This is a genomic window from Pseudomonas sp. BBP2017 (assembly GCF_003024385.1).
Lineage (GTDB): Bacteria > Pseudomonadota > Gammaproteobacteria > Pseudomonadales > Pseudomonadaceae > Aquipseudomonas.
Map to the genome: position 1 here is coordinate 47094 of NZ_PVZN01000011.1, position 13021 is coordinate 60114.

General features: G+C 59.8%; 9 protein-coding genes. All 9 read left to right on the forward strand.

Features of this window, described 5'->3' with window-relative positions; genetic code table 11:
- Positions 1-20 precede the first annotated feature (20 nt).
- The 9 genes from C6382_RS14815 to C6382_RS14855 all read left to right on the forward strand — a co-directional run bounded on the left by C6382_RS14815 (position 21) and on the right by C6382_RS14855 (position 12799).
- Positions 21-2720, forward strand: a complete 2700-nt coding sequence (locus tag C6382_RS14815; protein ID WP_256589109.1) for a glycosyltransferase — start codon at positions 21-23, stop codon at positions 2718-2720.
- A gap of 110 nt (positions 2721-2830) precedes the next feature.
- Positions 2831-3532: a WbqC family protein gene (locus C6382_RS14820; protein ID WP_107025166.1), complete on the forward strand. Its 702-nt coding sequence runs from the start codon at positions 2831-2833 to the stop codon at positions 3530-3532.
- 52 nt (positions 3533-3584) lie between these two features.
- The gene (locus C6382_RS14825; protein ID WP_107025167.1) at positions 3585-7130 is read left to right on the forward strand and encodes a glycosyltransferase; all 3546 of its coding nucleotides are present in this window, start codon (positions 3585-3587) and stop codon (positions 7128-7130) included.
- 45 nt (positions 7131-7175) lie between these two features.
- Positions 7176-7904: a class I SAM-dependent methyltransferase gene (locus C6382_RS14830; RefSeq protein ID WP_107025168.1), complete on the forward strand. Its 729-nt coding sequence runs from the start codon at positions 7176-7178 to the stop codon at positions 7902-7904.
- Positions 7901-8749 (forward strand): NAD(P)-dependent oxidoreductase, encoded by an 849-nt coding sequence (locus C6382_RS14835; protein WP_107025169.1) that lies wholly within the window; start codon positions 7901-7903, stop codon positions 8747-8749. Before C6382_RS14830 ends, C6382_RS14835 begins: the two co-directional genes overlap by 4 nt.
- On the forward strand, positions 8746-9723 hold the full coding sequence (locus C6382_RS14840) for an ATP-grasp domain-containing protein (protein ID WP_107025170.1): 978 nt from the start codon (positions 8746-8748) through the stop codon (positions 9721-9723). Before C6382_RS14835 ends, C6382_RS14840 begins: the two co-directional genes overlap by 4 nt.
- Positions 9704-10381: a metallophosphoesterase gene (locus tag C6382_RS14845; RefSeq protein WP_107025171.1), complete on the forward strand. Its 678-nt coding sequence runs from the start codon at positions 9704-9706 to the stop codon at positions 10379-10381. The genes C6382_RS14840 and C6382_RS14845 overlap by 20 nt, the downstream gene beginning before the upstream one ends.
- A 60-nt stretch (positions 10382-10441) precedes the next feature.
- On the forward strand, positions 10442-11587 hold the full coding sequence (gene rffA / locus C6382_RS14850; protein ID WP_107025172.1) for a dTDP-4-amino-4,6-dideoxygalactose transaminase: 1146 nt from the start codon (positions 10442-10444) through the stop codon (positions 11585-11587).
- Positions 11588-11863: 276 nt separating this feature from the next.
- On the forward strand, positions 11864-12799 hold the full coding sequence (locus C6382_RS14855; RefSeq protein ID WP_107025173.1) for a ketoacyl-ACP synthase III: 936 nt from the start codon (positions 11864-11866) through the stop codon (positions 12797-12799).
- The last annotated feature ends 222 nt before the right edge of the window (positions 12800-13021 follow it).

Consider the following 13021-nt stretch of genomic DNA (forward strand, 5'->3'; position numbering starts at 1 on the left):
CAACTGGGTCACGAAGTGATGTGACCGTTGTCCTGCTGGGACATGACCAGGCGGATCACCGTGTCCGTGCGCTACATTACTATGGTCAGGCCGGTGTCCCTTGCCTGCCTCTGGAGCCGCTGCTTGCGGCCACGCCGGCTGAGCTTTGCCGCGAGCGTCTGGCGCAGGCGCTGGCGCAAGTCACCACGCCTTTCGTGACCTTGGCCCTGGATGCCGATTTCGTCCTGGCGACGTCACTGGACAGCGCTGCGGCGCGCCTGCATCAGCAGTCCCAGGCAGTGGCGGTGCAAGGCTATGCCCTGGCCTATGCCCCGGGTAATGCTCAAGTGGCTTATCACAAGATTGGCTCGTCGTTTGCGCCGCTGGCTGAGGAGGGCGCCGCTGCCCGTCTGAAGCAGTATGCCCAGGCGGGTCAGCAGGCCTGGCGCGCGGTATTGCGTGTCGCGGCCTTGCAGAAGGCGCTGGCTATAGTGCCGGGGGCGCTGGACTTTGCCGGTTTCCGCGTGGCCTTGTCCTGCGCTGTGCTGGCTCAGGGAGAGGTCACTCACCTTGAGCAGACGGATGTGGTCTGTGAGTACGAGCCTTGCACACTGACGCCGGTCATTCGCGAAGAGCGCCTGAATCAGGTGGTGCGCACGCTGCGCCAATGGGACGCCGGTCATCAGTGGCTGTGCGCCGACGAAGCAGCGGTCGTAGTACTCAATCGATTCGTTCGTGGTACCTATGACCAAGGCGAGGAGCCCCTGCTTTTCACCTCCCCGTGGAATAGTGTTGTCGATGATCCTGAGCGTGTTTTTGAGCCGCGCCAGTATGTCAGGCTGCCGTACTACAACAGTGCCTTGTTCGATCAGCTGACGGCACTGGAGTTTCTCTGCCATGCCTGGCCGACTGGCCAGAAACACCAGCACGCCCTGGAAGGGATCTGGGTACGCCAGCGCGATCTGATGCAGGAACATCCCAATGATGTTGCAGAGAGCTTGCAACAACGCTATTGGCAAGCCCTGGCATTGGGGCTGTTCAACCTGGACGTCTGTCAGCACCTGATGCCGATGTTGAACGACGATGACGATAGCGAGCGCGCCCGTGAACTGGGTAACTGGCTCCAGCGCCTTGAGCAGGTGCCGGGTATCGACATGCAGGCAAGGCTGCGTGCCACTTCTTCCGGCCAGGTACTGGATGCCATCGCGGCGGCCACGCCGGATGAGGCAGGGCGCCTGCGCGTGATGGCGCATCTGGCCAAGCACCCCGCCCCGCAGATCGCCTTCGTGGTCGTCGACCTTGAGGATGACGATCAGGCATTGCAAACCACGTTTGACAGCCTGCTGGCCAGTGGTGTGCGCAACTTCAAACTGGTGGTGCTCAAAGGCGGCAATCCGCCGACGATCACCACGGCGCGCGACACCCTGCATTTCATCCGGGTGACTGAAAGCAACTGGGTGACTCACCTGAACCAGGTCGTACGCCAACTGCCAAGCGAATGGTTGCTGCTGCTGCAGGCCGGCGACGTGCTGCTTGGCGGCGGATTGCAGCGCTTGTCGGTGGAGCTTGGCGAGGCACCTGCGTGCCAGGCCATCGCTGCCAACGAAGTACAGCGTGATGCCGATGGGCGTCTGCTCAGTGTGGTGCGTCCAGGGGGCAATCTGGACCTGCTGCGCAGCCAGCCGGGCTTGATGTCTCGGCATTGGCTGGTGCGTCGCCAGGCCGTGCTCGATCTGGGTGGTTACAGTGAGACCCATCGCCAGGCCCTTGAGCTCGACCTGTTGCTGCGTCTGGTGGAAGAACAGGGGCAGGGTTGCCTGGCCCATATGGACGATTATCTGGTCATCGGCCAGCAGGCTTCGCCAGCGTTGGTCACAGAGGCGCAGACGATTCTCAACCGGCACCTGACGCAATTGGGTTATCGAAGCCAGGTCAGTAATCAGGGGGCGTCCGGCCTGGTTATCGATTTCCGTCATTCCGCCACGCCGCTGGTCAGCATTCTGTTGGCGTTTGAGGGGGACTCGGCGCAACTCCAGGCTAGCCTGACCGCTGTGCTCCAGCGTACCCGCTATCCACGCTACGAAGTGGTGGTGGCCTGTGCCAGTGATGCGCTTGAAGCCGAGGTCAGCGCATCCCAGGCCTTTGCCGGGCGCATCCGCTGGCTGGGCGCTGAGCCAGGTGCGTCGCGTGGCGAGCTGCTGAATCTGGCGGCCAGTCAGGCCCGCGGTGACTATCTGGTACTTCTGTCAGAGCGCTGCCAGGTGATCACCCCGGCCTGGATCGAGGCCTTGCTCAATGAAGCGCAGCGTCCGGAGGTGGGGGTCGTCGGCGCATGCCTGCACGCTACTGACGGCACACTGGCCCATGCAGGCTATGAGTTGCTCGCCGATCCACAGGTGCATGCGCCATGGCAGGGGCTGTCGCTTGACGTCGGCGCCAGGCACAGCTGGTCGCTGTCGGTGCGCAGCTGCCCGGCGGTGTCCGGCGATTGCCTGATGGTGCGCAAGGAGCTGTTCGAGCATTTTGGCGGGCTGCAGGCAGCAGCTGGCGCAGATATCGACCTGTGCCTGGCTGTGGCCGAAACGGGGCTGATGGTGGTATGGACGCCTCGCTCGCAATTGCTCGTCAGTGCCTTGGCAACCCTGGACGCCAGTGTCAGTCAGGCGTTGGCAGCACGGTGGCCGACGGCGTTCAACGGTCGCGCGCACTCGCAGCTGCAATGGCTCGCGCAGCTGGGATAGCTGGCGCGGGAATTGCAAAAGCCGGGTCTAGTACCCGGCTTTTTCATGTCTGGTGGCGATTTATTGACAGGCTAGTGACTCAGTTTTGCGCTGTGCACGTGAGGTTCAGGATGCAAAAGAAAGTAGCTGTGGTGCAGTCGAACTACATCCCCTGGAAGGGATACTTCGATCTGATTCGCAGCGTCGATGCGTTCATCTTGTATGACGATGTGCAGTACACACGGTGTGACTGGCGCAATCGCAACAAGATCAAGACCGCCCAGGGCGAGCACTGGCTGAGCATTGCGGTGAAGAAGAAGGGGCGTCTCGGGCAGTTGATCAATGAGGTTGAGATCAGTAGCCCGGGGTGGGCGGCAGCGCACTGGAAAACCATCGAACAGAGTTACCGGCGAGCGCCATGCTTCGCGCAGATGGAGGGGCCGATTCGCGCCCTCTACGAGCAAGCGGACAGCCTCAGTCATCTATCGCGCATCAACCACCTGTTTATCGCCGGCCTGTGTCCCCTGCTCGGCATCTACACGCCTTTGTACCGTTCCGAAGAAATCGGACAGGTCGAGGGACGGAACGAGCGCCTGATTCACCTGTGTCAGGCGCTCGGCGCCAGTGAATACCTCTCCGGGCCGGCAGCCAGCTGCTACCTCGACGAAGCCGCCTTCGCCGCCGCCGGGATTGCGGTGTCGTACATGAGCTATGCCGGTTATCCCGAATACCCGCAGGTGTTCGGTGAGTTCCAGCATGCACTGAGTGTCATCGATTTGTTGTTCAACACCGGCGCCGATGCACCGGCTTTTCTGGAGCGGCGGACGGCCTGACAGGGCTTGTCCGGTGACACCCTGATTGATCTGATTCTGGAGTCTGCACCCGATGTCGAACTTTATGCAGCTGGACGCCCAATCGCTTGAACTGGCGCTGGCCCGTCTGCGGCTGATGTACGTCAAGCCGGAGCATCCTTACTACATTCTGGCACCTGCTTACCGTGAAACCTCGTCGGGTATCGTTTCGCTGCACTATCTCTGCCATATGCTCAACCTCAATGGGCGTGAGGCATATATCTGCGGCACCGAGGTGGTCAATCCAGAGCTGAAGACGCCGCTGATCGACTCGGCTATCACCCAGCGCCATATGGAGGCGGGCAAGGTACCGATTGCGGTGTATCCAGAGGTGGTCTCGGGCAATCCGCTCAACTGTTCGGTAGTAGCGCGTTTTCTGCTGAACTTCGAGGGCTTTATTTCTGGCAAAAGCATGGGTGCCACGGCCAACGATCTGTTTTTCTATTACGCGCCTCGGCTTGCCGAACACCGTGGCCATGCCGGCGGTGACCTGTTGTGCTTGCCGACCATCGATGTCGAGCTGTTCTCGGCTGCGCCATCCGGGACCGTGCGTGAGGGACATTATCTCTATCAGAACCGCCATCCGCTGACGCAGATCGACTACTCGCAGCTGCCAGCGGATATTCGTCTGCTGAGCATGGCCAATGCCCTGACCTTGCCCGAGCTTGCCACGCTGCTGCGCAAGGCAGAGGTGATGTACACCTATGAGTGGTCGATGACCTGCGTGATCGCGGTCTTGTGTGGTTGCCCAGTGATTTTCATGCCGGGGCATGGTGTCGATCAGCAACTGCTCGACAACAGCTTCTTCGGCTGTGTTGGCTTCGCCATGTTCGATCAACCGGATGCGCTCGAACATGCTCGTGCGAGCCTCGGCGATGCCTTACCGCGTTATGTGGAGCGCACGGCACCGTTCTGGCAACAGCTGGATGCGTTTATCGCCAAGACCCAGGCGGCTGCCTGCCGAGAGGCGCTCGGTAATCGCCTGGGCATGCTTGACTGGTTGCGTGAGCGTTACCCGCAAGCGGCGCAGCTGCGTCTGATCAATGAGCGGCTGGCGAGTCCGGCGGCGCCGAGCTTCGCCATTCTGGTGGTCGATAACGCTGATCAGCTCGCCTTGGCACGTACCCTGGACAGTCTGGAACGAAGTCTATATCAGCGCTTGCAGGTTCACGTGCTGGGTGCCGCTGATCCGGGGCGTGCCAGCGTACAGTGGCTGGCATGCGACAGCGGGCAACCAGCGACCGCGATCAATGGCTTGCTCGAAGGCAGCCCAAGCGACTGGTTCATGCTGGTCGAGGCAGGGGAGGAGTTTGTCGCCAGCGGTCTGCTGGTGACGGCGCTGAATCTGCTTGATGCTCCCGGCAGTTGTCTCGCGGTGTATGCCGACGAGGCACAGCGCACGGGAGACGGGGTGATCGACATGTCCTTGCGACCGGATCTGAATCTGGATTTACTCCTGGCGTTCCCGGCGAGCTTGTCCCGACATTGGCTCTACCGTCGTGAGGCGTGGCTGCAACAGTCCGGCTTCGACAGTGCCTGCGGTCGCGCTTTTGAGTTGGGCTATCAATTGCGTCTGATCAGCGAGCAAGGGTTGGCGAGCATAGGTCATGTCAGCGAGCCCTTGCTGATCGCCAATAGCCTGCGCCAGTCGGTGTGTGCTGATGAGCACGCGGTCATTGAGGGGCATTTGCAGGCGCGGGGTTACGCTCAGGCGCGAGCGCTGCCGTTGGCGATGTCGCCAGGTTGCTATCGGGTTGACTACGGTCATGAGCGGCATGCCTCGGTGAGCATCCTGATTTACCTGGAAGGACAATTGGTGGATTTCCAGCGTTGCCTGGAAAGCCTGCTGACGCAGACTACCCATAGCGACTACGAAGTCGTGTTGATCGAACCGGGCAGTAACGATCCGGCACTGCTGGAGTGGCTGGACATGCTCGGGCAGATGGGCGGGGAGCGTTTCCAGGTGCTGCGCTTCATGCCTGGGCAACCGCGGGCGGCCATGTGCAACGTCGCGGCGCAAGAGGCGCGCGGCGAGTATCTGGTCTGGCTCGATGCGCGCAGCGCGGTGCTTGAGGCTGACTGGTTGCAGGCATTGCTCAATCATGCGCAGCGCCCGGAGGTCGGTGTCGTCGGGGGCAAGTTGCAGACGAGTGATGGCAACGTTCGCCAAGCTGGCCTGGTACTTGGCCTGGGAGGGACCGTCGGTCGAGCCTTCGAGGGCCTGCCATCCCAGGCAGCGGGTTACATGGGACGGCTCTGGCTTGAGCAGAATTGCTCCGCCGTGGGGGGCGAATGCCTCATGCTGCGCCGCGCCTTGTTCCTAGAGGCGGGTGGCTTTGACAGTGATCTGCTGCTCGCCCCCTGGGTCGATGCGGATCTGTGCCTGAGGCTGCAGCAGGCAGGTTACCTGAACGTCTGGACACCTTACGCACGGCTGTTGCTGGACGCTGTGCCCGACACCATTGTGAGTTCCGAGCAGGAAGACGCGCTGTATGCGCGCTGGCTGCCACAACTGGCGCGTGACCCTGCCTACAATGCCAACTTCTCGCTGCGTGCCGGCGAGGGTTTTGCCCTGGAGAAAAATGAGCTGAGCGGGCGTCTGTTACAAGGCCGGGTGCCCATGGTGCTGGCTTGTGTCACCGACCAGCAAGATGCCGCTCAGTCACGGCTGATTCAGCCGCTCGGGGCGCTGCTTGAAGCCGGTCAGGTCGATGGTGCGGCGATTTCGGCTTTGCTGTCGCCGGTGGAAATCGAGCGCTTTGCGCCGACCAGCGTGGTGTTGCAGCGTCCTTTGGATGATGCCGGGCTATTGGCTCTACGCCGCTTGCGGGCCTTCTCCCAGGCATTCAAGGTCTATGACCTGGATGGTTATTTGCCGGAGATGGGGCTCAAGGATGATTGTGGCGCCGATGAGCTGCTGGAACGCCTGCGGTCTGGATTGATGCAGGCTGATAGGGTACTGGTTGCCACGCCGGCGCTGGCAGAACTGTTACAGGGTCAGCATGACGATATTCGCGTGCTGGAAAGTGTTCTGCCGGCCAGTTGGGGGCGTTTGAAGGGGCAGCGCTGCACAGGCAGCAAACCACGCCTGGGTTGGCTGGGTGACAAGGATGCACATCTGCTGGCCGATGTCGTGCCGGCGTTGGCGGGTGAAGTCGAATGGGTTGTGCTGGGTGACTGCCCGGAGTCATTGCTTCCCTTCCTGGCAGAGGTGCATCCAGCCGTCGAGCAGCGCCACCTGGCGGTGACATTAGCCGCCTTGAATCTTGATCTCGCGCTGGTCCCCATGGCCGAAACCCTGGGCAACGCTTGTGCGGGCGATCTACGTGTTTTGCAGCATGCCGCCTGCGGTCATCCGGTGATTTGCAGCCGGGTGCCTGGTTTTGTCGCAGCAGAGACATTGCCGCTATCGCGGGTAAGTAACCAAGCGGCTGACTGGATCCGCGCGATTCGCCTGCATCTGGAAGACCGTGACGCCTCTGCCGCCTTGGGAGACACCCTGCAATCGACGGTGCGTGCGCACTGGCTGCTCGAAGGCGAGCGCCTGGATGCCTGGCGGCGGGCCTGGTTGGCCGAATGATCTGTACAGACTATTACCTTGGCCGCGCGGCGGAGTACGTGTGACATGAGCAACCATCTTGATAGCTTCATCGGAGCCTATAGCGACAGCTTTGGCTACGCCTACGACAACAACATTTTGTTGAATTGGTACCCTCAGCGGATCATGGCGCTGTGCGCCAAGGAACACAGTCTGCTGGAGCTCGGGATTGGTCATGGTTACACCACGAACCGCTTTTCCCAGTTCTTCAACGCGCACACGGTCATTGATGGTTCTGCATCGGTGATCGCGCAGTTCAAGTCCCAGTACCCGAACAGTACTGCTGATATCGTCGAGGGCTACTTCGAAACATTCGATACCGACCAGCGCTTTGACCTCATCGTGATGGGGTTTGTCCTGGAGCATGTTGAAGATCCGCAGGTCGTACTGCAGAAGTTCAAACAGTTTCTCGTTCCCGGTGGCCGCTGCTTTGTGTTGGTGCCCAACGGCGAGTCCCTGCATCGGCGTTTCGGTCATGCCGCCGGTTTGCTCGACGATATGATGGCGCTGGGCCAAGGTGATCTTGAGCTGGGCCATGTGCGTACCTACTCGTTGGAGAGCCTGACCCGTGAACTGGAAGAGGCGGGGCTGCAGGTGGTGCGTAAGGAAGGTCTGTTTCTAAAGCCCTTCACCACAACGCAATTGAAAGACTTGCACCTTAGCAATGACATCATCAATGCCATGTGTGCTGTTGGCATCGACTACCCAGAGCTCAGTTGTGCACTGATGCTTGAAGCGACAGTCGCCCAAGCATGAAAAGCCTGGTAATCGGTAGTACCTCGGCCGTTGGCAAAGCGGTCGCCCAGGCATTGTCGCGCCACGGCCAGGTCAAGCTGGCGGGGCGTCGGGACGGCGATATTCCTTTCGATCTGAGTCATCCCGCTGCCTCTGCCTGTGCCGAGCAGTTCGACGTAGTAGTGCTGGCCGCTGCCGATTTCGGGGGCGCTCAACCGGAAGATCTGATTCGCGCCGAACTGGTCAACAGCGTTGGTGCGTTATCTGCCTGCCGCCTGGCCGAACAATGCGGGGCGCGGCACTTTATTCTGCTGTCGTCGCTTTCGGCTTGTTATCAACCGACAGACCCTTACTTTGGTAGCTACTCGCTGTCCAAGCGTCATGCCGAGGAAGTCGTAAGCCTGTATTGCAAAGAGCGCGACATGGTGTCGAGTATCCTGCGCATCAGCCAGGTCTACGATAGCCAGGGGCAATGCAGGCGCCACCAGCCGCTTATATACGCCATTGCCGACAATGCCCAGGCGGGTAGCCGCGTCAACCTTTACGGCAGCAACGATGCCAGGCGCAATTACCTGCATCTGGACGATCTTGCCGAGATCTGTTCACGCGTGGCGGACCAGGGTATCAGCGGCTTGCACAACTGCTGCCATCCCGAAACTCCACGGCTTTCCGAGATCGCCCAGGCAGCCTTCGAGGCGTTCGGCACGCCCGCGGACATCCGCTTTCTGCCAGAAAAGAGCGATATCCCCGACCTGCCGTCCTTTGCCTGTGCAAACGAGTTGTTCAGCCGTATCGGTTTCATACCGCAGATAGATATTCGCAGAGGTTTCGAGCTGATGAGTGCGTATCGGGAGAGCGTGTCGTGAAGACTGTCATGGTGACAGGCGTGGGCGCCATCATGGGCTACGGCCTGCTCAAGTCGCTGCGAGCGGCGGCCCCCTCGATTCGGCTTATTGGTACGGATATCTACAACGACGCCGTAGGCCAGGCATGGTGCGATGCCTTTGAGCAGGCGCCCTTGACTGCAGCTCCGGAGTACGGCCAATGGTTGGGCGATACATTGGCCAGACACAAGGTCGATCTGCTGATTCCAGGCATCGAACAGGACATTCACTGGTTGTCGGACAACCGGGACCTGCTGGCAACGCTCGACTGCAAGGTGGTCCTCAATAGCCAGAAGCTGATTGAACTCTCAAGGGACAAGTGGGCTATGGATCAGGCCCTGATGGTGCTGGGTGATAGCAGCCGTATTCCCAGCCTGCTTTCGGGAGATTTCCACTCGCTCAAGGCTGCCCTGGGTTTGCCGTTCCTGCTCAAACCGCGCAGAAGCTATGCCTCCAAGGGGCTGGTCTGGGTTCGCGAGGAGCGGGACTTCGCCCCGCATGCAGCTCTGCTGGGTGATTACCTGATGGCGCAACCGATCATTGGCAGCGCCAACCAGGAGTTTACCGTGGCAGCCTTCGGTGATGGCCAGGGTGATGCAGGCCCGACCATCGCCTTCCAGCGTAGCCTGGCTTCAGACGGATCCACCGCCAAGGCCTGGGTGTATCAGGACGACTCACTGGACGCGACTGTCGCCAGGCTCTGTCAGGCGTTCAAGCCGGTGGGGCCGACCAACCTGCAGTTCCGTCGTGGCAACGACGACAGCTGGCGCTTGCTTGAAATCAATCCGCGAATCTCCTCGACCAGTTCGATTCGTCGTGCCTTCGGCTACAACGAGGCGGCAATGTGCCTGGACTATTACCTCGACAACAAGTCACCGCGCCCACCCATCATTCGCAGTGGTTTCGCTGTCCGCTTTATAGAGGATCACATTGTCTATGATCGGAATCATTTCTGACATACATGGCAATTACAGCGCCCTGCGGACAGTCCTTGCCAGGCTGGATGACCTGGGTGTGGAGCAGATCATCTGCCTGGGCGACACGGCCGGTTATTACAGCCAGGTAAATGAATGCTGTGAGGCCTTGCGTGAACGGCGGATCTTCTCGGTGATGGGCAATCATGACTGGTACCTTGCCAGGCATGAGCGCTGCCCTCGTTCCAATAGCGCCAATGCTTGCCTGGATTATCAGCAGAGCATTATCACTACGCAGAATCTGGCATGGCTGGACTCGCTCGTAGAGCGATCAGTCCAGCATGGGTTGAGCATCGTCCATGGCGGCTGGACTGATCCGTTGGACGAATATGTGCGGCCCGCTCAAGCGTATTTCGCAGCGTTGCCTGGCAGCTATTTCGCGTCAGGCCATACGCATGTCCAGTACCTGTGGTCCGGGGAGGGCAAGGTCTACTGCAACCCGGGTTCAGTGGGGCAGCCGCGCGATGGTGATCCTCGGGCTGGCTTTGCCACCTGGGATGGTGAAACGTTCCACTTGCACCGGGTTGAATACGATATTGGCGAAACACAGCAGGCGATGGAGAAGGCCGGCTTTACCCCGTACTTCTATGAAAATCTTGATAACGGCACTCAGATAGGTGGGCGCATCACGACGATTTAGCGGCCTTGCACTTCGCCTCACTAACCCCATTCGCCGTACGCCCACGCAGGGAAGTTTGTAATGAGCAAAGACACGATATTCTTCAATCGTCCGCACATGACCGGCAAAGAGCTGCATTACATTGCCGAAGCCAAATTCGGCAACATGCTCGCCGGTGACGGCCCGTTCACCAAGCGTTGCCACCGATGGCTGGAAGCACGCACCGGTTGCGACAAGGCGTTGCTGACTCACTCGTGCACCGCTGCGCTGGAAATGGCGGCTCTGCTGCTGGACATTCAGCCTGGCGATGAGGTCATTATGCCGTCCTATACCTTCGTCTCCACGGCCAATGCCTTTGTGCTGCGTGGCGCGGTACCGGTTTTTGTCGATATTCGCCCGGATACGCTTAACCTCGACGAACGCCTGATCGAGGCGGCGATCACCCCGCGGACCAAGGCCATCGTACCTGTCCATTACGCCGGCGTGGCCTGCGAGATGGATAGCATCTTGGCCATTGCGCGCAAGCATGGCCTCAGTGTTGTCGAAGATGCCGCGCAAGGGGTGATGTCGACCTACAAAGGTAGAGCCCTGGGCAGCATCGGTGACCTGGGGGCGTTCAGCTTCCATGAGACCAAGAATGTGATCTCCGGCGAAGGCGGGGCTTTGCTGGTCAATGAGCCTGGATTGGCGATGCGGGCCGAGGTAATCCGGGAAAAAGGCACTGACCGCAGCCGCTTCTTCCGCGGCGAAGTGGACAAATATACTTGGCAGGAGGTGGGCTCCTCGTTTCTGCCGGGAGAGCTGATCGCGGCCTTTCTCTGGGCTCAATTGGAAGAAGCCCAAGCCATCACCGACAACCGCCTGGCGAGCTGGAACCGCTACCACGCCGCTTTATCCGGCCTGGAACAGCAAGGGTTGCTACGCCGTCCGATCGTCCCGGAAAGTTGCCAGCATAACGCGCACATGTACTATGTGTTGCTCGCCGCGGGTATCGACCGCCAGGCAGTGCTTGGTGAGCTTAAACGCCACGACATCTATGCCGTGTTCCATTACGTGCCACTGCATTCATCGCCGGCCGGCAAGCGCTACGGGCGCGTGCACGGCTCATTGGCTGTCACTGAAAGTCAATCAGAGTGCCTGCTGCGCTTGCCGCTATGGCACGGTCTTTCCGAGGAGCAGCAAGGCCTGGTGGTGGACGTTCTGGCCACCGCTTTGGCGAGGATCTGAGTGTGCAATGCCCGGGGCGTATCCGCCCTGGCGAGAGCAAGCAGCCTGATCACGGTAGTTGTATCCCCCAGGTTCTCCCTGGCGAAGTCTGTGCCGAATCGACAAATAGCGCGTGACTCGGGAGTCAGATCGCGCATCTTCACTGTATATTGTCGAAACCGGGAACCGCTGCGTCGCGTTTGGAAAAGCTGTCAGGGATCGGGGCAACCGTATCGTCTGGCTTTACGCCGTTGAAGACGCAGTGGGTATTTCGCTGTTATTGAATTGGGAAGCCATATGATTGGCATTAAAAGTATCGCCAGTTACGTGCCAACTGAAGGGCTGGACAACTACGCCCAGGGTGCGAAATTCGGTAAAGACCAGGATTTTATTTTCGGCAAGATCGGTTCTACCTTTTTGCCCCGCAAGGACGCCGCCCAGGAAACCTCCGACCTTTGCGTCGGGGCGGTCAAGGCGTTGTTCGCTGGGAATCCAGCACTGGACCCGGCATCCGTGGATGTCGTTATCGTCGTTACCCAGAATGGTGATGCCGAAGGCCTGCCGCACACCGCTGCCATCGTCCAGCACAAGCTTGGTCTGGCAACTCATGTGGCCGCCTTTGACATTTCTCTGGGCTGCTCCGGCTATGTCTATGGCATTTATGCCATGAAGGGCTTCATGGAGGCTGCAGGTCTGAAGAATGGCCTGTTGATCACTGCTGACCCGTATTCGAAGATTGTCGACCCTGAAGACCGCAACACGACCATGTTGTTCGGCGATGCCGCAACGGCGACGTGGATGGGTGAGGATGCCGCTTGGCAGCTCGGCAAGTCACTGTTCGGTAGCGATGGCGGCGGTGCCGAGCACTTGCGCACCACCGATGGCAAGTTCTTCATGAACGGGCGCCAGGTGTATAACTTCGCCTTGGTCAAAGTTCCGGCGCATCTGCAGCAACTGCTTGAGGCCAGCCAGCTTCAAGCCGAAGATATCGACCTGTATTGCCTGCATCAGGGCAGCGCGGCAATTGTCGATGCCGTGTCTGCGCGCTTCAAGGAAGGCGAGCACAGGGATAAATTCGTCAAGGACATGATTGAGACCGGTAACACCGTGTCGTCCAGCATCCCGTTGCTGCTGGAAAAGCATGTGCTTGGTTCGCAGCACAAGCGCGTCGCCTTGAGTGGCTTTGGTGTGGGGCTGTCGTGGGGCTCTGCGATCATCGAACGACGCGACTGACAGTCGTATGCAGTAAAAAACGCCGCCGTTTCCCGGGCGGCGTTTTTATTTGTGGCTCATCTGCAGAGCGCTCCTGCAGTAAAGGCGTTGAGCTCAGAAGCCCCGATTTCATTGGGGTGGCAGGATGCCAGTAATTTTTTTTGAAAATCCGCTAAAGCAACCTGCCCTGACGACGATAACTACTACGAAGGTTCTCTGTGCCACCCTCGGCGAATTGCCAAG

What these genes read in the sequence shown, in the direction of transcription:
- C6382_RS14835 (WP_107025169.1), top strand. Translation starts at nt 7,901, where the DNA reads ATGAAAAGCCTGGTAATCGGTAGTACCTCGGCCGTTGGCAAAGCGGTC.
- C6382_RS14820 (WP_107025166.1), top strand. Translation starts at nt 2,831, where the DNA reads ATGCAAAAGAAAGTAGCTGTGGTGCAGTCGAACTACATCCCCTGGAAG.
- C6382_RS14830 (WP_107025168.1), top strand. Translation starts at nt 7,176, where the DNA reads ATGAGCAACCATCTTGATAGCTTCATCGGAGCCTATAGCGACAGCTTT.
- C6382_RS14845 (WP_107025171.1), top strand. Translation starts at nt 9,704, where the DNA reads ATGATCGGAATCATTTCTGACATACATGGCAATTACAGCGCCCTGCGG.
- C6382_RS14825 (WP_107025167.1), top strand. Translation starts at nt 3,585, where the DNA reads ATGTCGAACTTTATGCAGCTGGACGCCCAATCGCTTGAACTGGCGCTG.
- C6382_RS14855 (WP_107025173.1), top strand. Translation starts at nt 11,864, where the DNA reads ATGATTGGCATTAAAAGTATCGCCAGTTACGTGCCAACTGAAGGGCTG.
- rffA (WP_107025172.1), top strand. Translation starts at nt 10,442, where the DNA reads ATGAGCAAAGACACGATATTCTTCAATCGTCCGCACATGACCGGCAAA.